This is a genomic window from Pseudomonas sp. 13159349, assembly GCF_013305685.1.
Classification (GTDB): Bacteria; Pseudomonadota; Gammaproteobacteria; order Pseudomonadales; family Pseudomonadaceae; genus Aquipseudomonas; species Aquipseudomonas asiatica.
The window spans coordinates 1,515,845-1,537,183 of the sequence record NZ_CP045553.1 but is presented as its reverse complement, the minus strand read 5'-3'; the positions used below and the strand labels follow the sequence as shown (position 1 = coordinate 1,537,183).

Annotated in this window: 16 protein-coding genes and 4 tRNA genes; 7 read left to right on the top strand and 13 right to left on the bottom strand. The window is 63.3% G+C overall.

Going from position 1 to position 21,339, the window contains the following annotated elements:
• Positions 1 to 53: 53 nt before the first annotated feature.
• Positions 54 to 1,016, bottom strand: coding sequence for an NAD(P)H-quinone oxidoreductase (locus GEV38_RS07270; protein ID WP_054573874.1), 963 nt, complete (start codon positions 1,014 to 1,016; stop codon positions 54 to 56).
• Between the two features lie 144 nt (positions 1,017 to 1,160).
• Here GEV38_RS07270 and GEV38_RS07265 point away from each other — a divergent pair, with 144 nt between their 5' ends.
• Positions 1,161 to 3,242: a carboxy terminal-processing peptidase gene (locus GEV38_RS07265; RefSeq protein WP_013971410.1), complete on the top strand. Its 2,082-nt coding sequence runs from the start codon at positions 1,161 to 1,163 to the stop codon at positions 3,240 to 3,242.
• A gap of 116 nt (positions 3,243 to 3,358) precedes the next feature.
• Positions 3,359 to 4,327, top strand: coding sequence for an EAL domain-containing protein (locus tag GEV38_RS07260; RefSeq protein ID WP_015269272.1), 969 nt, complete (start codon positions 3,359 to 3,361; stop codon positions 4,325 to 4,327).
• 61 nt (positions 4,328 to 4,388) lie between these two features.
• Here the strand turns inward: GEV38_RS07260 and GEV38_RS07255 are convergent, their stop codons facing one another.
• The 4 genes from GEV38_RS07255 to GEV38_RS07240 form a co-directional block, all read right to left on the bottom strand.
• Positions 4,389 to 4,757: a hypothetical protein gene (locus GEV38_RS07255; RefSeq protein WP_013971408.1), complete on the bottom strand. Its 369-nt coding sequence runs from the start codon at positions 4,755 to 4,757 to the stop codon at positions 4,389 to 4,391.
• The gene (locus GEV38_RS07250; protein WP_015269271.1) at positions 4,754 to 5,092 is read right to left on the bottom strand and encodes a helix-turn-helix transcriptional regulator; all 339 of its coding nucleotides are present in this window, start codon (positions 5,090 to 5,092) and stop codon (positions 4,754 to 4,756) included. Before GEV38_RS07250 ends, GEV38_RS07255 begins: the two co-directional genes overlap by 4 nt.
• Positions 5,093 to 5,203: 111 nt before the next feature.
• Complete coding sequence (locus tag GEV38_RS07245; RefSeq protein ID WP_015269270.1) at positions 5,204 to 5,644, bottom strand: YkvA family protein; 441 nt, start codon at positions 5,642 to 5,644, stop codon at positions 5,204 to 5,206.
• Positions 5,645 to 5,936: 292 nt separating this feature from the next.
• Positions 5,937 to 6,701 carry an FKBP-type peptidyl-prolyl cis-trans isomerase gene (locus tag GEV38_RS07240; RefSeq protein WP_003257347.1) on the bottom strand — a complete coding sequence of 255 codons (765 nt, stop codon included), beginning with the start codon at positions 6,699 to 6,701 and terminating at the stop codon, positions 5,937 to 5,939.
• A gap of 311 nt (positions 6,702 to 7,012) precedes the next feature.
• On the opposite strand from GEV38_RS07240, the gene GEV38_RS07235 reads away from it, so the two are divergent.
• A complete protein-coding gene (locus tag GEV38_RS07235; protein WP_152976837.1) occupies positions 7,013 to 8,338 on the top strand; it encodes a hypothetical protein in 1,326 nt (441 codons plus the stop codon).
• Here the strand turns inward: GEV38_RS07235 and pcaQ are convergent.
• The 4 genes from pcaQ to GEV38_RS07215 form a co-directional block, all read right to left on the bottom strand.
• Positions 8,329 to 9,261, bottom strand: a complete 933-nt coding sequence (gene pcaQ / locus GEV38_RS07230; protein ID WP_015269268.1) for a pca operon transcription factor PcaQ — start codon at positions 9,259 to 9,261, stop codon at positions 8,329 to 8,331. The two genes, GEV38_RS07235 and pcaQ, sit on opposite strands and share 10 nt — an antisense overlap.
• Before the next feature lie 151 nt (positions 9,262 to 9,412).
• The gene (nirD, locus tag GEV38_RS07225; protein ID WP_054573872.1) at positions 9,413 to 9,775 is read right to left on the bottom strand and encodes a nitrite reductase small subunit NirD; all 363 of its coding nucleotides are present in this window, start codon (positions 9,773 to 9,775) and stop codon (positions 9,413 to 9,415) included.
• Complete coding sequence (gene nirB / locus GEV38_RS07220) at positions 9,775 to 12,327, bottom strand: nitrite reductase large subunit NirB (RefSeq protein ID WP_054573871.1); 2,553 nt, start codon at positions 12,325 to 12,327, stop codon at positions 9,775 to 9,777. Before nirB ends, nirD begins: the two co-directional genes overlap by 1 nt.
• Positions 12,328 to 12,632: 305 nt before the next feature.
• A complete protein-coding gene (locus GEV38_RS07215) occupies positions 12,633 to 16,658 on the bottom strand; it encodes a bifunctional nitrate reductase/sulfite reductase flavoprotein subunit alpha (RefSeq protein WP_054573870.1) in 4,026 nt (1,341 codons plus the stop codon).
• A 266-nt stretch (positions 16,659 to 16,924) separates the two neighbouring features.
• On the opposite strand from GEV38_RS07215, the gene map reads away from it, so the two are divergent.
• Positions 16,925 to 17,773 carry a type I methionyl aminopeptidase gene (map, locus tag GEV38_RS07210; RefSeq protein WP_080604847.1) on the top strand — a complete coding sequence of 283 codons (849 nt, stop codon included), beginning with the start codon at positions 16,925 to 16,927 and terminating at the stop codon, positions 17,771 to 17,773.
• Between the two features lie 225 nt (positions 17,774 to 17,998).
• Here map and GEV38_RS07205 read toward each other — a convergent pair.
• The 4 genes from GEV38_RS07205 to GEV38_RS07190 form a co-directional block, all read right to left on the bottom strand.
• Positions 17,999 to 18,075, bottom strand: a tRNA-Asp gene (locus tag GEV38_RS07205).
• A gap of 13 nt (positions 18,076 to 18,088) precedes the next feature.
• Positions 18,089 to 18,164: transfer RNA gene (locus tag GEV38_RS07200), tRNA-Val, on the bottom strand.
• Positions 18,165 to 18,334: 170 nt separating this feature from the next.
• Positions 18,335 to 18,411 (bottom strand) — tRNA-Asp (locus GEV38_RS07195).
• Positions 18,412 to 18,424: 13 nt separating this feature from the next.
• Positions 18,425 to 18,500, bottom strand: a tRNA-Val gene (locus tag GEV38_RS07190).
• A gap of 217 nt (positions 18,501 to 18,717) precedes the next feature.
• On the opposite strand from GEV38_RS07190, the gene rdgC reads away from it, so the two are divergent.
• The 3 genes from rdgC (at position 18,718) to sugE (ending at position 21,332) form a co-directional block, all read left to right on the top strand.
• Complete coding sequence (rdgC, locus tag GEV38_RS07185; RefSeq protein WP_013971401.1) at positions 18,718 to 19,638, top strand: recombination-associated protein RdgC; 921 nt, start codon at positions 18,718 to 18,720, stop codon at positions 19,636 to 19,638.
• Positions 19,639 to 19,825: 187 nt separating this feature from the next.
• Positions 19,826 to 20,791, top strand: coding sequence for a bile acid:sodium symporter family protein (locus GEV38_RS07180; protein ID WP_015269263.1), 966 nt, complete (start codon positions 19,826 to 19,828; stop codon positions 20,789 to 20,791).
• Between the two features lie 223 nt (positions 20,792 to 21,014).
• On the top strand, positions 21,015 to 21,332 hold the full coding sequence (sugE, locus tag GEV38_RS07175; protein ID WP_009686221.1) for a quaternary ammonium compound efflux SMR transporter SugE: 318 nt from the start codon (positions 21,015 to 21,017) through the stop codon (positions 21,330 to 21,332).
• Positions 21,333 to 21,339: the final 7 nt, after the last annotated feature.

The window sequence follows — 21,339 nt, the reverse complement described above, 5'->3', positions numbered from 1 at the left end:
CCTTGTAGGAGCGGCCTTGTGTCGCGATGGGCTGCAAAGCAGCCCCGGCAATCTCAAGCCAGGCCTGGGTCGATCACCATCACCAGCTTGCCCGACACCTGGTTGGTCTCAAGCTCGGCATACGCCGCCTGGGCAAACTCCACCGGGTAGGTGTCCACCAACTGCGGCGACAGGCGCCCTTCGGCAAACAGCGGCCACACCTGCTGCTGCAACTCGCGCAGCAGTTCGGCCTTGAAGCCGTCATCGCGGTTACGCAGCGTGGAACCGGTAATCTCCAGGCGCTTGCCCAGTACCTGTGCCAGGTCCAGCTCGAACTTGCGCCCGCCCATCAGGCCGATGATCACCCAGCGCCCGTCACGCGCCAGCAACTTGAGGTTGAGCTCGCCGTAGCTGGCGCCCACCGGGTCGAGAATCACGTCGAACGGGCCGAAACCTTCCAGTGCTTCCAGGTTTTCGTTACGTACCACACCACCGGCGGCGCCCAGCGCCTCGCAGTAGGCCAGGCGGTCCTGGGAACCGACGCTGACCCATACCGGGCTGCCGAACGCCTTGCACAGCTGGATGGCGGCCGAGCCAACGCCACTGGCGCCAGCGTGCACCAGCACCTTCTCGCCAGCTTTCACGCCACCCAGCTGGAAGATGTTCAGCCAAGCAGTGGCATATACCTCCGGCAACGCCGCCGCTTCGTGCAGGCTCAGGCCTTCGGGCACCGGTAGCACGTGGCGGGCATCCACCACCACTTCCTCGGCCATGGCGCCGCTGGCCAGCAGCGCACACACCCGGTCACCCACCCGCCAGTCGGCACCGGCCCCCACTTCCTCGATCACCCCGGCGCACTCCAGGCCCATGTACGGGCTGGCGCCTGGCGGTGGTGGGTACAAACCTTTCATCTGCAGCAGATCGGCGCGGTTCAGCCCCGCAGCAGCCACGCGAATGCGCACTTGACCCGCGTCGCAGGCCGGGCGCTCGGCCTCGACCCAAGCCACATGTCCGTCAACGCCTTGCAATGCCTTCACAGTGCCTCCATAGTTGAATCATATGACCGAGCCTGGGAACGCCAAGTCCCCAGGCTTTTTGCAGTATGCATCCGGTTTTTTGCAACCGGTGAACAGAAAAGACGGCCTACTATGCGTGATCAATTGTCTCCACGTCGAATCAGCATGAAGCATTTCCTCCCAAGCACCGCCCTGGCGCTGATGATCGGCCTGGGCAGCCTCACGCTCGGCGGCAATGCGGCGGCCGCCAACAAATGGGACAGCCTGCAGCCGGACCGCGACGAGATCGTCGCCAGCCTCAACGTGGTGGAATTGCTCAAGCGCCACCACTACAGCAAGCCGCCGCTGGACGACGCCCGTTCGGTCATCATCTATGACAGCTACATCAAGCTGCTGGACCCGGCGCGCAGCTACTTCACCGCTGCCGACATCGCCGAATTCGACAAATGGAAAACGCAATTCGACGATTTCCTCAAGAGCGGCAATCTGGACCCGGGCTTCACCATCTACAAACGCTATCTGGACCGCGTCAAGCAACGTCTGGACTTCGCCCTGGCCGAGCTGAACAAGGGCGTGGACAAGATCGACTTCAACGCCAAGGAAACCTTGCTGATCGACCGCAAGGACGCCCCGTGGATGAAGGACCAGGCCGAGCTCGACGATTTGTGGCGCAAACGCGTCAAGGACGAAGTGCTACGCCAGAAGATCGCCGGCAAGGAACCCAAGCAGATCCAGGAAACCCTGACCAAGCGCTACAAGAACCAACTGTCGCGCCTGGACCAGACCCGTGCCGAGGACATCTTCCAGGCCTACATCAATACTTTCGCCCAGTCCTACGACCCGCACACCAACTACCTGTCGCCGGACAACGCAGAAAACTTCGACATCAACATGAGCCTGTCGCTGGAAGGCATCGGCGCAGTGCTGCAAAGCGACAACGACCAGGTCAAGATCGTGCGCCTGGTGCCGGCAGGCCCGGCGGCCAAGACCAAGCAGGTGGCACCGGCCGACAAGATCATCGGTGTGGCCCAAGGCAACAAGGAGATGGTCGACGTGGTCGGCTGGCGCCTGGACGAAGTGGTCAAGCTGATCCGCGGCCCGAAAGGCTCGGTGGTGCGCCTGGAGATCATCCCCGCCAGTAACGCGCCTAGCGACCAGACCAGCAAGATCGTGTCGATCACCCGCGAGGCGGTAAAGCTCGAGGAGCAGGCAGCGAAGAAGTCGGTGCTCAAGCTCAAGCAGGACGGGCGTGACTACAAGCTGGGCATCATCGAGATCCCGGCCTTCTACCTCGACTTCAAGGCCTATCGCGCCGGTGACCCGGAGTACAAGAGCACCACGCGTGACGTGAAGAAGCTGCTGACCGAGCTGCAGAAAGAAAAAGTCGACGGCGTGGTCATCGACCTGCGCAACAACGGCGGCGGCTCGCTGCAGGAAGCCACCGAGCTGACCAGCCTGTTCATCGAGAAAGGCCCGACCGTGCTGGTGCGCAACAGCGACGGCCGTGTCGACGTGCTGGAAGACGAAAACCCCGGCGCCTTCTACAAGGGCCCATTGGCACTGCTGGTCAACCGCCTGTCGGCCTCGGCTTCGGAGATCTTCGCCGGTGCCATGCAGGACTACCACCGTGCGCTGATCATCGGCGGCCAGACCTTCGGCAAAGGCACCGTGCAGACCATCCAGCCACTCAACCATGGCGAGCTGAAGCTTACCCTGGCCAAGTTCTACCGGGTTTCCGGGCAGAGCACCCAGCATCAGGGCGTGCTGCCGGACATCGACTACCCGTCGATCATCGATACCAAAGAGATCGGCGAGAGCGCCCTGCCCGAGGCCATGCCGTGGGACACCATTCGCCCGGTGGTCAAGCCGGCGGCCGACCCGTTCAAGCCGTTCCTGGCCCAACTCAAGGCACAGCATGAAGCGCGCAGCGACAAGGATGCAGAGTTCACCTACATCCGCGACCGCCTGGCCCTGACCCAGAAGCTGATGAACGAAAAGACCGTCAGCCTCAACGAGCAGGACCGTCGTGCACGCCACGATGCAATCGAGGCCAAGCAGCTGGCACTGGAGAACATCCGCCGCAAGGCCAAGGGTGAAGAGCCGCTGAAGGAGCTGAAGAAAGAGGACGAGGACGCGCTGCCGACCGAGGATGAAAACACCAAGCCGGAAGACGATGCCTACCTGTCGGAAACCGGCCGCATCCTTATCGACTACCTGAGTGCAAGCACCAAGGTGGCCAAGAAGTAAGACTGTGGCAATGATGGCAAATTAGCTTTACCTGTCATCAAACAGTCATCGCGCTGTCGTGAAATAGAGGGGCCGGGCGTGGAATCGCCCGGCCCTTTCATTTTCAGGAATACGCCATGACCGTCGCCGAACAGCTCAGTGCCTTGAGTGCCATCCTGGCTCAACGCAGCATCCACAGTCTGTTCCAGCCGATCATGTGCCTGAGCGAGCAACGGGTTTTCGGCCATGAGGCGTTGAGCCGCGGGCCGTCCAACAGCCCGCTGCACGCACCGCTGAACCTGTTTACCATCGCCCGCCAGGCTGGCCGCCTGACCGAACTGGAGGCTGCCTGCCGGGAAAGCGCCTGCCGGCGTTTCAGCGAACAGCAGTTGCAGGGCAAACTGTTTCTCAACATCTCGCCAGAATCGCTGCTCGAGCCGCACTACCCGTCCGGGCAGACCCTGAAACTGCTCGGACAGGTCGGCCTGCCGCCTAGCCGGGTGGTAATCGAGCTGACCGAACACACCCCGACCGACGACTTCCAGCTGCTGTCCAACGCCCTGCACCACTACCGGGACATGGGCTTCTCGATTGCCATCGACGATCTGGGAGCGGGTTATTCGAGCCTGCGCCTGTGGTCGGAGCTGCGCCCCGAATATGTGAAAATCGATCGCCACTTCATCGACGGCATCCACCGCGACCCGCTCAAGCGTGAATTTGTCGGTTCGATATTGCAGATTGCCCGAGCGTCGAAGGCGCAGGTAATTGCCGAAGGCATCGAGATGGCGGAGGAGCTGGCGGTGCTGGTGGAGATGGGGGTGGACCTGGTGCAGGGCTATCTGCTGGGGCGGCCGCAGGAGCTGGGGGTGCGCGAAAGCCGGCCGCTACCGGCGCTGATGAACGTTCCGCAGGCCGAACAGCCGACGGTGCGGCTCAATGCCACGATTGGGCAGTTGCTGGAGTTGTTTGGCCGACACCGGCACCTGGAGGTATTGGAGGTGGTGGATGCCGATGGCAGGGCTTGCGGATTGATTCACAGGGATGCACTGCCTGTTCCGGCCCTATCGCCGGCAAGCCGGCTCCCACAGGCTCACCACACATCTTGAACCTTGTGCAGTACCTTGTAGGAGCGGGTTTACCCGCGAAGAGGCCGGGACAGGCAACGAATCAGGCCGTTTCGGGATAGCTGTACTCGAACACCCTGACCACCTCGGAGGCATGCCATGAGGCTGCTTCCATGCCGTCGACCGGCCCGGAAAATCGGCCCAACCGTTCAACGCACTCAAAAAATCCGGTACGCGGCAAACGGCTGGCACCCTGACTGATCACCAGAGAGCTGCGCAATGGCTGCTCGGCGCGGGCATCCAGCACCGCCAGATACTCCAGCGCGGCCGTCAGCGTCTGCATGGCCGGGCTGGGCAACTGCAAGCGCTCGATCAGCGCTCGATAGGTCAGCAAGTGACGTTGACGACGGGCCAGGTCAAGCTCGCCCAGCAGGTTATCCCAGTGCTGACGGCTGATCCTGACCTGGCTCATGATGGTTCGCTCCAGCCAGCCACCCCCAGATGCCAGGCCAGAGCACGGCGGATAGCAGCATCCGGCTGGCGTTCACCTGATTCGATCATGGCCAGGTATGCCGGGCTTACCCCGACATTGCGCGCCAACTGCTCAGGGGCAATGCCCTTTGCCTGGCGAATCTGTGCCACTTCGCTGAAGGCCGGCAATGGCGCACTGGCTACATCGCCCTGCGCTTCACTGGCAACTACCTCGGCTGGTGCCTGCCCAGCGGCCTTGAGCAGTGCCTGGTACTGTTCCCAGGGAACGACGGCGTACTCGGGTTGACCGTCCCGGCTGATGACCTGAATACCCATTACAAACCCCTTTAAAAAGGATTACAGCATGTAATCCGTAGGCATAACCCTTATGCCAATTATATTACCAACTCTGGGGTCTGTGCAGTTGCGCTGCGGTTGCGGCCAGTTTCACTGCGTGTTGCGTTCCAACCGCAGCGCTTCGGGGGTGGCCGGCAGCCGCTCGACCACGCGCAGCCGTTCGGGCGCCTGGCTGTCGCGCCAGGCCTTGAAGCGCGCCAGTTCGTCAGCCACGGTCTTCAGTACCCAGCCCAGCACCGCGATGTCATCAAGGAAACCCACGCCCAGCAGCCAGTCGGGGATGGCGTCGATGGGGCTGACGAAATACAGCAGCCCGGCGACGATGGTGACCAGCGCCTTGGGGCTGATGGCACGGTACTCGCCGCGCCACCAGGCCAGGCACAGCGACTGCAGCAGCTTCACGTCTTCACGCAGCTGGCCGATGCGCGGACCTTTGCGAGCTACCGCGAACAGCAAGGCGGGCAACCGGCCGCGGCTGAGCAGGCGCTCGGCCAACGGCAGGAAACGGGCAAAATTCCAGGGTGCGCTCATGGAGCCTCCAGAGGAAAAGGTTATCCACATTTATTGTGGATAACCTTGTGAACAGGGCGATGTTTCTGACCCCAGGTGCCTGCCAGGCAAGGGCCTCGGTCAGATCGGGCGTTTTTTACACAGTCGTTTCACACCGTGGGTGCGTACGCCGCAAACGATTTGCGTCAGAAGCATACTGCTTCTTCACGCTGCATTTCCTCGGACAGTATCAGCAGTTGCAGGTTCGTCCAACTACCCGGCACAAACGAAAACGCCCCGTCAGGACGGGGCGTTTTGCGTGAGCCAGCCAGTGTTACTTGGCAGGCGCTTCGGCCGGGGCTTCAGCAGGAGCTTCCGCTTCCGGCTCGGCGCCCTGCAACTGGGCCGGATCCTTGATGGCGATCAGTTCCAGGTCGAACACCAGAACCGAGTTGGCCGGAATCAGCGGGCTTGGGCTTTGTGCGCCGTAAGCCAGTTCAGCCGGGATGAACAGCTTGTACTTCTCGCCGACGTGCATCAGCTGCAGGCCTTCGACCCAACCCGGGATCACGCCGCTGACCGGCAGGTCGATCGGGCTGCCGCGCTCGACGGAGCTGTCGAACACCTTGCCATCGATCAGCTTGCCTTCGTAGTGGACGGTGACCACATCAGTCGCCTTGGGTTGCGGGCCATCGGCCTTCTTGACCACTTCGTACTGCAGGCCCGAGGCAGTGGTGACCACGCCTGGCTTCTTGGCGTTTTCCTCGAGGAATTTCTTGCCGGCGGAGGCGGCTTCTTCGCTGGCCTTGGCCAGGCGCTCTTCGGCACGCTTCTGCAGCGCAGTGAAGGCTTCTACCAGCTCTTCGTCCTTGATGCGCTGTTCCTTCTTGCCAACGGCGTCTTCGATGCCGAGGGCTACTGCTTTCGAATCAAGGTCTTCCATGCCTTCCTGAGCCAGGCTCTTGCCCATGTTCAGGCCGATACCGTAGGAGGCTTTCTGTGCCGGAGTCTTCAGCTCGGGGCTGCTGGTCTGTTGATCACAGCCAGCCAGTACCAGGCCTACCAGGGCAACCGCAGCCGCCAAACGATGCTGTTTCATGCTATTTCCTTGTTCATGCGCCAAAAGGGCAATCAGGGTAAAGCCGCGAGCTTAGCAGGCGGCCATGACCAATGGCTACCGGCATAGGAGCGGGTTTTGGTAAGGAAGTTCAGTAGTTAAACGCTTATTCATCAAAGGATGTGCAGCCACTGGCCAGTATTGACCTGAAAGCAGGTTTTTTCCTCCGTTACGTGCACGAGCCGCTTGAAGTACCTGTCATTTCTGCCAGTGGTGCCTCTCCACTGCACGGAGCCTAATCGAACCCCGGGCGAGATATGCCCATACGTCAAAACCAGTGAGGTTCGATGGACATGAACAGTGAACTCAAAACCAGAATGCCAATGCCAATGCCAATGCCAATGCCACCTTCAGCAGCACGTATCACCGATGCATTGCAGCCGGCGCCTGTGGATGTGAGTTACGGAGAAGGCGGCTACAGCCACGTAGAGAGCCATGACCCCCTGCACGGTTCGGTTTGCGCCGACATTTGCGCGAGCCATATCAATTCGCGGCTTTACTATGCTGCCACATATAGATACCGGGCGGCTGACGACTACAATGGCAGCTTTATCCGGCAGCTGGACGAAAAAGGAATAGCCGAGTCCCCCTTCGCCAGCTTCAACGACTACCTCTCCAACCAGACTTTCACGCCAACGCAATTGGTCGAGGATCCAGACAACAAAAAGCTTCTTTGCCTTGGCAGGCTGTCCACCGGTAATAGCTTCACCATGCGCCTGTGGCGATTCGATGCTGATGGTAGCCTGGATCAGGGTTTTGCGAGCAAGGGCTACATTGACAGCGAAGAGTTGATGCTCGGTGCTGGCGCTATCTTGCAGTTGACCTCGCATGCGCACGGATACAAGTTGATTGCCACGAAGGACGGCAGGCCTTTCCTCATCGCGCTCGATGATAAGGGGGAGTTGAAACGTGGTTTTGGTAGCGACGGCTTTGTCGATCTCGACGCAGCGTTGAAGTATCCGCTTTCCACGGGAGCCGGATTCGCACTGGCCGCATTTGGCCAAAACGTCCTTGTAACCATAGTCGCGGTCGATTCTGAACACGACTTTTCCCTGCTGGCCAGCTTCAACGATGTCGGGGTACTCGACACCGGGTTCGCAGATCAAGGCGTCTTCAAAGCCCAGGACGGGACGTATCACTACGGTCTGTCCATCCATGAGCCGGCGATGGTAATCACCCTGCCCGGTGGCCATAGCGATGATTACGTAACAATGTACCCCGAGCTTCTGCGCCTGAGTGCCGATGGCAAGCCGCTGGCAGAATTCAACGGCGGCAAACCTGTACGGTTCGACACGCCGGGTGGCTGGCATTACATGCACGAGGTCAACGGTCGTCTCATGGGATACGGTAGTTTCTACAGCCACAACCGAGCGGTGTGCTACGCCCTTGAAGGTAACCTGGACACCCGATTCGTCTTTCCGGATGGCTTTGGAGAGCTGGGTGTAACCCCCTACATGGATGGTTTCCGCCCGACTATCGAGGCCTCTGTTGCCTTCGTGCCCGATAGCCAACGGTTGTTGGTCGCCGGACGAATATTCCGAGACAACCAGAAAGGTGCCAACGCTGTGATAGCAGCTATTTCCTACCAAGCCGGTCTTGGTGAACGCCCTCAGGGATAACTCCCCTGCCGATACTGCTCCGCCATCTCACGCAACACCTCGCATACCCACTGACCGGGCAGGCTCTGCGGCAAGGCAGCATTGCGACAGATGCCGACCGAGCCGCCCGGCTCGCGCACACCCAGGTCGAGCTCGACCAGCTCGCCCCGGCGCAGGTCGAGCAGCACCGCATCGCGCGGCGCCACCCACACTGCATCGCTGCCCAACAGGTAGCGCCGGCTCAGCGCCAGCGACAGGGTTTCCAGGCGCTGGGCGGGCATCTGGATGCCACATTGCACGAACAGGCTGTCGGCATGCTGGCGGATGGTGGTGCCGGCTGGCGGCAGCACCAGCGGGTAATGTCCAACCTCCCCGCGCTCTAATGGCTTGCTGGCCAGCAGCGGGTGGCCTGGCCGCACCACCAGGCTCATCGACTCGCTGTACAGGTGCTCGAACGACAGGCCCTGAATCTGCGGGCTGTCGGTCATGCGCCCGACCACCAGTTCCAGTTCGCCGAGGCGCAACTGGCCGAGCAACTGCGCGCTGACCCCTGTGACCACACTGATCACCAGCGCCTCATGCCGCTGGTGCAGGCGGCACAGCACTTCGGGCATGAGCAGGCCTTCGACCGTGGACAACACGCCGATGCGCACTTGCGACGGCGCCCGCGCCTCGCCACGCAGGCTGCTGACGCCATCGCGCAGGGCTTGCACGCTGGGCCCGGCATAGCGCATGAAACGCGTACCGGCCGGGGTCAGCTCGACGCCCTGGCGGCTGCGCGCGAACAGGCGTGTTTCCAGCAGGTCTTCGAGTTCCTTGAGGGTCTTGGAGATGGCTGGCTGGCTGATTGCCAGGATGTCGGCAGCCCTGGCCAGGCTGCCCTGCCGGGCAATCTCCAGGAAGCACAGCAGGTGGCGGTACTTGATGCGGGTGTCGAGGTTCATGGGCTCAAGCTTACCGCATGCAGGTAGCCTGTAGCGGCCCTTTCGCGGGTGAACCCGCTCCCACAGGGATCTCCACAGTTCTCCAGACCAGTGCAGTACCTGTAGGAGCGGGCGTGCCCGCGAAGAGGCCGGTGCAGGCGGCAGATGACTATCAGGCCACAGCCAACTCCACAGCCTCCCCGTTCAACCGCACCGGCCACACCCGCAGGCGCTGCCCGCTATCCTCCAGGCACTCCCCGCTCTCCAGGCTGAAGTGCTGCTTGTACAACGGAGCCGCCACCACCAGCTCGCCCTGCACACTGCCCACCAGGCCGCGACCGATGATGTTGGCGCCGGACCGCGGGTCGCGGTTGTCCACCGCGTACAGCGGCTGCGCCTGCCCCGGCAGGTAGAACAGCGCCACCTGGGCCCCGTCGAGCCAAACCACCACCCCGGAATCAGCCACCAGGTCATCCGCCTGGCACACCGTCTGCCAGTTCTCGTGGGTTTTCACAGCAGCATTGGACAAGTTCATCACATAGCCTCCTCGACGGTTGGGATCAGGTGCAGTGGCGCAGCAGGCCGGCGCTGTTCGCGTTCGCGCACGAAGTGCACGTCCGGGTCGGCGCGGCGGTCGTTGACGAAAGTACGGAAGCGCTTGAGCTTCTCGGGGTCGTTGAGGGCGTTGGCCCATTCGCATTCATACTGGTCGACCACATGCTGCATCTGCGCCTCCAGCTCGCTGGCCAGGCCCAGGCTGTCGTCGATGATCACCTGCTTCAGGTAGTCCAGCCCACCTTCCAGGTTCTCGCGCCACACCGAGGTGCGCTGCAGTTTGTCAGCGGTGCGGATGTAGAACATCAGCACGCGGTCGATCAGGCGCACCAGGGTTTCGTCGTCGAGGTCGGTGGCGAACAGTTCGGCGTGCCGCGGGCGCATGCCGCCGTTGCCGCATACGTACAGGTTCCAGCCCTTGTCGGTAGCGATCACGCCGATGTCCTTGCTCTGTGCTTCGGCACATTCGCGGGTGCAGCCGGACACCGCGAACTTGAGCTTGTGCGGGCTGCGCAGGCCTTTGTAGCGGTCTTCCAGGCGCAGGGCCATGCCGACGCTATCCTGCACGCCATAACGGCACCAGGTGCTGCCGACGCACGACTTTACCGTGCGGGTCGACTTGCCGTAGGCGTGGCCGGTTTCGAAGCCGGCCTCGATCAGCTCGCCCCAGATCAGCGGCAGCTCGTGCAACTGGGCGCCGAACAGGTCGATGCGCTGGCCGCCGGTGATCTTGGTGTACAGGTCGTACTTTTTCGCCACCTGGCCGATCACGATGAGCTTGTCGGGGGTGATTTCACCACCGGGGATGCGCGGCACCACCGAGTAGGTGCCATTCTTCTGCATGTTGGCCATGAAGGTGTCGTTGGTGTCCTGCAGCGGCACCAGCGCCGGGTCCATGATCGGCTGGTTCCAGCACGAGGCAAGGATGCTGCCCACCGCCGGCTTGCAGATATCGCAGCCAACGTGGCCCTTGCCGTGGCGTTCGAGCAGTTCGTTGAAGGTGCGGATACCCTCTACCCGCACCAGCCCGTACAGCTCCTGACGGGTGTAGGCGAAGTGCTCGCACAGGCTCTTGTCCACCGCCACGCCACGGGCGGTCAGCTCGTGCTCGAACACCTGCTTGAGCAGTGCCGCGCAACCACCACAACCGGTGGCGGCCTTGGTGCAGCCCTTGACTGCGGCAAGGTCGCCGCAGCCGCTGTCTATGGCGGCGCAGACCGCGCCCTTGCTGACGTTGTGGCACGAGCAGATGGTCGCGCTATCGGGCAGCGCATCGGCGCCCAGGGCCGGTGCGCCGCCGCCTTGCGGCAGGATCAGTGCCGCGGGGTCGGCTGGCAGGGCGATGCCGTTCTGGGCGTATTGCAGAAGGGTGTCGTAGTAGCTGTTGTCGCCCACCAGCACCGCACCGAGCACGTGCTTGCCGCTGGCATCCACCACCAGCCGGCGGTAGGCGCTGTTGGCTTCGTCGATGAAGCGGTAGCTGCGTGCGCCCGGGGTGGCGCCATGGGCATCGCCGATGGAGCCGACATCCACGCCCAGCAACTTGAGCTTGGTCGACATGTCGGCACCGGTGAATTCGCCAGCGGCCTCACCCATCAGCAAAGCCGCCAGGTTGCGCGCCATGCTATAGCCAGGGGCGACCAGGCCGAACACGCTGCCGTTCCACGAGGCGCACTCGCCGATGGCGAAGATGCGTGGGTCGCTGCTGCGGCAATGGTTGTCGATCACCACGCCGCCACGCGCGGCGATGTCCAGGCCACAGGCACGGCCCAGGGCATCCTGCGGGCGGATACCTGCGGAGAACACGATCAGGTCGGTTTCCAGGTGCTCGCCGCCATCGAAGTTCATGCGGTAGCGGTAGTCTTCACCCGCACTGATCGACTGGGTGGCCCGCGACAGATGCACGCCAACACCCAGCGCTTCGATCTGTGCCTTGAGCGCGGCACCGCCCTCGCCGTCCAGCTGCACCGGCATCAGCCGTGGGGCGAACTCCACCACGTGGGCTTCCAGGCCCAGCGACTTGAGGGCGTTGGCTGCTTCCAGGCCAAGCAGGCCACCGCCCACTACCACGCCACGTCGGGCACTGGCTGCGGCAGCGCGGATGGCGTCGAGGTCGTCGAGGGTGCGGTAGACCAGGCGGGCATTGCCGCTGGAACCTTCGATCGGTGGCACGAAGGGATAGGAACCCGTGGCCAGCACCAACTGGTCGTAGCCGTAGCGGCCCTCGGCGGTAACCACTTCGGCGTGCTCACGGTCGATTTCCAGCACCCCTTCACCGAGGTGCAGGTGCACACCGTTGGCGCCGTAGAAGTCCTGCCCGCACAGGGCCAGGGTTTCGGCACAGCTGCCGCCGAAGTACTCGGACAGGTGCACGCGGTCGTAGGCACGCTGGCGCTCTTCGCCGAACACATGCACTTCGAAGCGCTGCAAGGCGCCGCGGCTGACCAGTTGTTCGACGCAATGGTGGCCGACCATGCCGTTGCCGACGATGACCAGTCGCTCTCGTTGCCCGCTGCTCGCTGTTGCCTTCATAAGCCGATCCTCGATCAAAAAAAAAGCGCCTGGAGCCGAAGCTCCAGGCGCCTTTGCCTGTATTCATCACGGTAGGGGGCCCGGGTTGATCGCCGTTGATCAGTGGGCTTTGTTGTAACTGGGATAAAGCAGGGAGTGTGCCAACCCTGTTTCCTGTACCGGCCTCTTCGCGGGCACGCCCGCTCCCACAGGGTTCTCCACGTTTATTCAGACCTGTGCAGTACCTGTGGGAGCGGGCGTGCCCGCGAAGAGGCCAGTACAGCAAATGCACATTCCAAGTGCATCACTCCCCATCTTGGAGCACATCAATACACATCCCGCCGATACCGCTTGGCCCTGCCCAGCGCTTCGACATAAGCCGCAGCCGCCGCTGCATCCATGCTGCCATGCTCGGCGACGATGACCCGCAACGCCGCATCCACATCCTTGGCCATGCGCTGCGCATCGCCACACACATAGAAGTACGCGCCCGCCTCCAGCCACTGCCACAACTGCGCGCCGTGCTCGAGCATGCGCTGCTGCACGTAGACCTTCTCGGCCTGGTCGCGCGAGAACGCTGTGTCCAGGCGCAAGTGCCCTGCAGCCTGCCAGGCCTGTAGCTGCTCCTGGTAATAGAAATCGGTGGCCGCGTACTGCTCGCCAAAGAACAGCCAGTTAGCCCCTTTCGCCCCACGTGCCTCTCGTTCTTCGAGAAAGGCCCTGAACGGCGCAATTCCGGTGCCGGGGCCGACCATGATCACCGGCACGCTGTCGTCCTCGGGCAGGCGAAAGTGCTTCGACACCTGCGGGAAGATGGCAACCTTCAGCGCCTGCGCACGGTCGGCAAGGAAGCTTGAACACACCCCTTTGCGCGCGCCATAGCGCACCGTGGACACGGTCAGGTGCACCTGCTGCGGGTGCGCCAGCGGGCTGGAGCTGATCGAGTACAGGCGCGGCTGCAAGGGCTTGAGCAGCTCCAGCCAGCTGGCCAGCGGCAGTTGCTGGGGGAAGGCGCGCAGCACATCGACCAGTTGCCGCCCCCACAACCAGTCCTGCAGCTCGGCCTTGCACTCGGGCTGCAGCAGGCGCTGCAGGTCCGGGGCATTGCCGGCGAAGGCCTGCAGCTGCTGCGTGGTGACCTTGGCGATTTCCAGGTGCGCTTGCAGGGCTTCGGTCAGCGGAATGGCGGGCTGGCCTTTCAGTTCGACCATGGTCTGGCCATCGAGCTGTATCAGCGCCAGCAGCTCGTCGACCAGGGCGGGACAGTTACGCGGCCACACGCCCAGGGCATCACCGGCGGCATAGGTGAAGCCGCTGCCGCTGAGGTCGAACACCAGTTGACGGGTTTCCTTGGTAGCACCCGGGCCGTTCAGCAGGCGGTTTTCCAGCAAGGTGGCAGCCCAGGGTTGCTGCTTGCCATAGGCCGCCACGGGCGCAGGCTCGGTGACCGGTTGCGGTGCAGCAGCGCTGCTTAGCGTGGGCAGCAGCGCATCCAGCCAGGCGGCGAAGGCGTCGTCGAAGTCCGGCTCGCAGTCCACCCGCTGCAGCAGGCGCCGCCCGCCCAGCTCGGCCAGGCGTTGGTCGAGTTTGCGGCCAAAGCCGCAGAACTGGTCGTAACTGGAGTCGCCCAGGGCCAGCACGGCAAAAGGCAGTTCGGCGCAGTGGGCGCCCTCCTCGCCCTGCAAGGCTTGCCAGAATGCCGCTGCGCTGTCGGGCGCGTCACCATCGCCAAAGGTGCTGGCGATCAGCACCACGCTGGCGGCGCCCTGCAGCTGGCGCGGGCTGACCGCTTCCATGCAACTGAGCTGCACGTCGAGGCCGGCACCGCGCAGGCGCTCGGCACAGCGTTCGGCCAACAGCTCGCCGTTGCCGGTTTGCGAAGCCCACAGCACCTGGTGCCGTGGTGCCATCAACGCCGCATCGGGCAGCACCGCCGGCTGGGCGAACAGCCCGGCCAGCAAGCCATCGACGAACAACCGGCGGTTGGCGGCCAGCGGCGCACTGGCCGGCAGACAGGGCACGCCCTCGGCGCGAGCCTGGTCCAGGCCCAGCAAAAAGCCTTGCAGGTAATGGCGCTCTTCCTCGGCCAGCACCGGAGCTGGCAGGGTGTCCAGGCCAAGCAGACGGGACAGGGTGGCGGTCGGCATGCGGGCAGGCTCCGGATTGGCAGTGTTCAGATCAAGGGCTTCGATGCGCTCACCGGCAATCCGCTCCAGGGTCACGGCACAATGTTTGAACGCCGGCTGCAGCGACAGCGGGTCGACCGCATCGCAGGTCACGGCGTTGATCGCCAGTTGCTCGCCAATCAGGTCGTTCCAGTGGAACGGGGCGAAGCAGTTGCCCGGCATGACCCGGTCGCTGATTCGCGCGGGCAGCACGGCCTGCCCGCGGCGCGAGCGAATGGCCACCTGGTCCTTTTCGGCAATGCCCAGCCGGGCAGCATCGTCGCGGTGGATTTCCACGAAGGGGCCGGGCTCCAGCTTGTTCAGCGCCGCTACCTTGCCGGTCTTGGTCAGGGTGTGCCACTGGTGCTGCACGCGGCCGGTATTCAGCACCATGGGGTAATCGGCATCCGGCAGCTCCGCCGCCGGCAACCAGGGCCGGGCGAAGAAGCGGGCCTTGCCGCTGGCGGTCGGGAAGGCCAACACCGGGCACTCGCCCTGGGCATCGCGCAACAGCGTCTGGCTGCTGCCGTCGTTGCGATAGCGCAGCGGGCTGCGCGGGTTGTCGCGGCCCGGGGCGCAGGGCCACTGGTGCGGCTGCTCGCGCAGTTCGGCATAGCCGATGCCCCGCAGGTCGTAGCCGGTGGTTGGGTTGTGAAAGCGGCGGATCTCCTCGTACACCGCCTCGGCATCGGGGTAGTCAAAGGCGTCGGCATAGCCCATGGCGCAGGCGACCCGGGCGATGATCTGCCAGTCTGGCAGGCTCTGCCCGGGCGGTTCGACGGCACGTGGCATTAGGGTGAGGTTACGCTCGCTGTTGATCATCACGCCCTCGCCTTCGGCCCAAAGTGCAGCCGGTAGCAGGATGTCGGCGTAGCGGTTGGTCTCGGTGTCGAGGAAGGCATCCTGGGTAATTACCAGTTCGGCCTGGCGCAGGCCGTCGATCACCTGCTGGCGGTTGGCGACACTGGCCACCGGGTTGCTGCAGATGACCCAGCAGGCCTTTACCGCGCCGCTTTTCATCTGCTCGAACAGCGCCACCGTGCCCTCGCCGCCTTCGTTGCGCAGGCTGCCCGGGGCCAGTTGCCACTGCTGCTCGACGAAGGCTCGGTCTTGCGCTAGCAGCGCCGAACGCTGACCTGGCAGGCCGGGGCCCATGTAGCCCATCTCGCGGCCGCCCATGGCATTGGGTTGGCCGGTCAGCGAGAACGGACCGCTGCCCGGGCGGCAGATCGCGCCCGTGGCCAGGTGCAGGTTGCAGATCGCATTGGTGTGCCAGGTGCCGTGGATGCTCTGGTTCAGGCCCATGGTCCAGCAGCTCATCCAGTTGCTGGCGCTGCCGATCCATTCGGCGGCCTTGATGATGTCGGCCTCGGCCAGCCCCGTGACGGCTGCCACCCGGTCAGGGGTGTAGTCATCGAGAAAGGCCGGCAGTTCGTCCCAGCCTTCGGTGTGGCGGGCGATGAAGTCGGGGTCGGTGTGGCCGTTACGCAGCAGCAGGTGCAGCAGGCCGTTGAGCAAGGCCATGTCGCTGCCGGGACGCACCTGCAGGAACAGGTCGGCCTTGTCGGCGGTGGCGCTGCGCCGCGGATCGACGACGATCAGCTTGGCCCCCGCCTTGACCCGATCGAGCAGGCGCAGGAACAGGATCGGGTGACAATCGGCCATGTTGGCGCCGATCACCAGGAATACGTCGGCGTGCTCGAAGTCCTGGTAGCTGCCGGGCGGGCCATCGGCACCGAGCGACAGCTTGTAGCCGCTGCCGGCACTGGCCATGCACAGGCGCGAGTTGGACTCGATGTGGCGGGTGCGGATAAAGCCCTTGGCCAGCTTGTTGGCCAGGTACTGCGCCTCCAGCGACATCTGCCCGGACACGTACAGCGCCACGGCGTCGGGGCCGTGCTGGTCGATGATGCCGCGCAGGCGCGCAGCGGCGGCGGCGATGGCCTGGTCGATACCGGTACGCGCTGGCTGCTGGCTGCGCTGCTGGCGCACATAGGCATCCTCCATGCGCCCGGCGGCGGTCAGCGGCAGGTGTGCGGTGAGGCCTTTGGTGCACAGGCGGCCGAAGTTGCTGGGGTGCTGCTTGTCGCCGCTGATCTTGCCGACCTTGCCATCGGCGACGCTCATGACGATGCCGCAACCGACGCCGCAGTAGGGGCAGACGCTGCGCACTTCGCTGTTGGCCATGGGCGGGCTCCTGTAGGGAACGCAAAAAGGCGCCGGCTGCCCCTGCTTGCTGGGCAAGCGGGGCAACACGGCGCCTTTGTCGTGAAGTTTTGTGGGCTGTCGACGTTGATAGCCCTGGATGGAGGTGAAACAGCAATTTATGGGCCAGCTGTGCCGCCCCTTTCGCGGGCATGCCCGCTCCCACAGGGATATCGCAAGGCCTGAGGGCGGTGCTGCACCTGTGGGAGCGGGCGTGCCCGCGAAGAGGCCGGTACAGGCTGTGCACCATGCGATGGCAACCCCGCACCCCATGGCGCTATGCTGGGGCACATTCCAGCATGAGCCACTGCCCTCCCCCCATGTCCCAGGTGATTATCAAGACCCCCGCCCAACTCGACCTGATGCGCCGCGCCGGCCAGCTGCTTGCCCAGGTGTTCGCCGACCTCGACAGCTTCATCCGCCCCGGCGTAACCACCATGCAGATCAACGACCGCGCCGAGGCGTTCATCGTCGGCACGCTCAAGGCCCGCCCGGCGAGCAAGGGCCAGTATGGTTTCCCCTATGCGCTCAACACCTCGGTGGACCATGTGGTGTGCCATGGCATGCCCAAGGTCGATGAAGTGCTGAAAGAAGGCTCGATCATCAACGTCGACATCACCCTGGAACAAGGCGGCTATATCGCCGACTCGTCGAAGATGTACAGCATCGGGCCGATCAGCGATGAGGCGCAGCGCCTGGTCGACACCACCTATGACGCGCTATGGAAAGGCATCGAACAGGTACGCCCCGGGGCTACGCTGGGTGATATCGGCCATGCCATCCAGACCCATGCCGAAGCGGCGGGCTACAGCGTCGTACGTGAGTATTGCGGGCATGGCATTGGCCAGCAGATGCATGAAGGGCCCGAGGTGCTGCACATTGGCCAGCGCGGGATGGGCCTGAAGTTGAAGCCGGGGATGGTGTTTACCATCGAACCGATGATCAACCAGGGCGGACGCGGGACGCGCACGCTGAAGGATGGCTGGACGGTGATTACCCGCGACCACAGCTTGTCAGCGCAGTGGGAGCATACCGTGGCGGTGAACGAGGATGGGGTCGAGGTGCTGACCTTACGGGAAGAAGAGCGTCGCCGCTGAGATTGCCGGGGCTGCTTTGCAGCCCATTCGCCGGCAAGCCAGCTCCCACAGGGATAGCGTATGGCTTGAGATCAATGCGGTCGAGGTGGGAGCTGGCTTGCCGGCGATGAGGCCCTGACAGGCAATACAAGATAGTTTTTTGCTCAATGCAGAAACAAAAAAAGCGACCCTAAGGTCGCTTTCTCTGTTACTTCCGGGTGTTCAGTAGGCCCTGGAAGTGGAATATGGCGCAGCGGACGGGACTCGAACCCGCGACCCCCGGCGTGACAGGCCGGTATTCTAACCGACTGAACTACCGCTGCGCTAAACATCGAGTGGTGGGTGATGACGGGATCGAACCGCCGACCCTCTGCTTGTAAGGCAGATGCTCTCCCGGCTGAGCTAATCACCCATGTCTCTCGGTGTGGCGCGCATTCTACGGGCGACTTGGCGCTCTGGCAAGCACTTATCAAACTTTTTGCAGATTTCGCGAAAACACCAAATCGCAGGCACAAAAAAAGCGACCCTGAGGTCGCTTTCTCTGTTACTTCAGGGTGTTCAGTAGGCCCTGGAAGTGAAATATGGCGCAGCGGACGGGACTCGAACCCGCGACCCCCGGCGTGACAGGCCGGTATTCTAACCGACTGAACTACCGCTGCGCTAAACATCGAGTGGTGGGTGATGACGGGATCGAACCGCCGACCCTCTGCTTGTAAGGCAGATGCTCTCCCGGCTGAGCTAATCACCCTTCGTCTCGGTGTGGCGCGCATTCTACGGACGACCCCGTACCCTGGCAAGCACTTTTTTAACTTTTTTCAAAAAAAACCTCAGGCCTTTCAAAGACCTAGCGTTGCCACGTGCATCTTTACATTCAGCTACAGCTACTGGCACTCCGACAGGGTTGGCCTGAGAGCACCGCTCGGAGAATAATGCCCGCCTTATGCATTAAGAAGAGATTGCCCCTCATGTGGTTCAAGAACCTGCTGACCTACCGTCTGACCCAGGAAGTCCCGTTCGAGCCTGAAGCGCTGGAAGCGGCCCTGGCCAGCAAGCCGGCCCGCCCCTGCGCCAGCCAGGAGCTGACCACCTATGGTTTCGTCGCGCCATTCGGCAAGGGCGAAGACGCTCCCCTGGTGCATGTCAGCGGCGAGTACCTGCTGATTGCCGCGCGCAAGGAGGAACGCATCCTGCCCAGCAGCGTGGTCAACGACGCGGTGAAGGAAAAGGTCGAAGAGATCGAGACCGAGCAGATGCGCAAGGTCTATAAAAAGGAACGCGACCAGATCAAGGACGAGATAATCCAGGCCTTCCTGCCGCGCGCGTTCATCCGCCGCTCGATGATCTTCGCCGCCATCGCCCCGCGCCTGGGCGTGATCCTGGTCAACTCGGCCAGCGCCAAGCGTGCCGAAGACCTGCTGTCGACCTTGCGTGAAGTGATGGGCTCGCTGCCGGTGCGCCCGGCCACCGTGAAAATCGCCCCGGTTGCCACCATGACCGAGTGGGTCAAGTCGCAGGAAGCTGCCGAAGGCTTCTATGTGCTGGACGAGTGCGAACTGCGCGACACTGCCGAAGACGGCGGCATCGTGCGCTGCAAGCGCCAGGACCTGACCGGCGAGGAAATTCAGCTGCACCTGAGCACTGGCAAGGTGGTCACCCAGCTGGCCCTGGCCTGGCAGGACAAGCTGTCGTTCATTCTGGATGACAAGATGGTGATCAAGCGCCTGAAGTTCGAAGAGCTGCTGCAGGAGCAGGCCGAACAGGATGGTGGCGATGAGGCTGCGCAACAGTTCGATGCCAGCTTCCAGTTGATGATGATGACCTTTGCCGAATTCCTGCCGGTGCTGTTCGAGGCGCTGGGTGGAGAAGAGATTCCGCAAGGGGTCTGACTGGTTTTGAAATGCCGGTGCTGGCCTGGGAGATATCCTCAGACCGTACTGGCCCTTTCGCGGGCTTGCCCGCTCCCACAGGTACACCACAGCTTCTGAGTACTGTGGTGTACCTGTGGGAGCGGGCAAGCCCGCGAAGAGGCCAGTGAAATTCTTGAAGCGATAAAACAAAAAGGAATTGCCCCCCATGCGTGCCCTCGCCACCCTCAGCCGCTTCGTCGGCAATACCTTCGCCCTGTGGGTGCTGGTGTTCGCCGTAATGGCCTTCCTGCAACCGCAATGGTTCATCGCCCTGAAGGTGGCCATCGTGCCGCTGCTGGGCCTGGTGATGTTCGGCATGGGCCTCACCCTCAAGCTCGATGACTTCGCCGCCCTCGCCCGCCAGCCCTGGCGGGTGATGCTGGGGGTGGTCGCGCACTTCGTGATCATGCCGGGCATGGCCTGGCTGCTGTGCCAGCTGTTCCACCTGCCACCAGAAATCGCCGTGGGCGTGATCCTGGTTGGCTGCTGCCCGAGCGGCACGGCATCGAACGTGATGGTCTGGCTGTCACGCGGCGACCTGGCGCTGGCGGTGGCCATCGCTGCGGTCACCACCCTGCTCGCCCCGCTGCTGACCCCGGCGCTGATCTGGTTCCTGGCCTCGGCCTGGCTGCCGGTGTCCTTCATGGACATGTTCTGGTCGATCCTGCAGCTGGTGATGCTGCCGATCGTGCTCGGCGTACTGGCCCAGCGGCTGCTTGGCGCGCGGGTGCAGGCGGCGGTGCAGGTACTGCCGCTGGTGTCGGTGGTGAGTATCGTGATGATCGTGTGCGCGGTGGTGGCGGCCAGCCAGGCGAAGATCGCCGAGTCAGGGCTGCTGATCATGGCGGTGGTGATATTGCACAACAGCTTCGGCTACTTGCTGGGGTACCTGACCGGCAGGCTGTGCAAGCTGCCGCTGGCACAGCGCAAGTCGCTGGCGCTGGAGGTGGGCATGCAGAACTCCGGGCTGGGCGCAGCACTGGCAGCGGCGCATTTTTCGCCGCTGGCTGCGGTGCCGAGTGCGTTGTTCAGCGTTTGGCACAATATTTCCGGGGCGCTGCTGTCTACCTGGTTCCGGCGTATGGGGGACCCTGTGGCAGAAGCCGAAGGTGGGGAGCTGGCCAGGCATTGAAGTTGCCTGAACTGGCCCCTTCGCGGGTGCTCCCACAGGTACTGCACAGGTCTGAAAATTGTGGAGATCCCTGTAGGAGCGGGTTTACCCGCGAAGAGGCCGGTACAGGCTTGCCCCTAGGGCTGCAGGTGTGCACCATGTATCCACTGTGAGGACGACCTCACGACGCACAGCGTGACCATTCCGGGGACGGCCCCATCATTCACAACGATGGAGACGCACCATGTCCTGGATCATCCTGTTCTTCGCCGGCCTGTTCGAGGTCGGCTGGGCCGTCGGCCTGAAATACACCGACGGCTTCAGCAAACCACTGCCCACCGTCCTCACCGTCGCCGCCATGGCCATCAGCCTAGGCCTGCTGGGCCTGGCCATGAAAGAGTTGCCGCTGGGTACCGCCTATGCCATATGGACCGGCGTCGGCGCCGTCGGCACGGTGATCGCCGGCATCATCCTGTTCGGCGAGTCCATGGCCCTGGTACGCCTGGTCAGCGTGGCGCTGATCATTACCGGCCTGGTCGGCCTGAAAGTCAGCGCCAGCTGACGCCCTT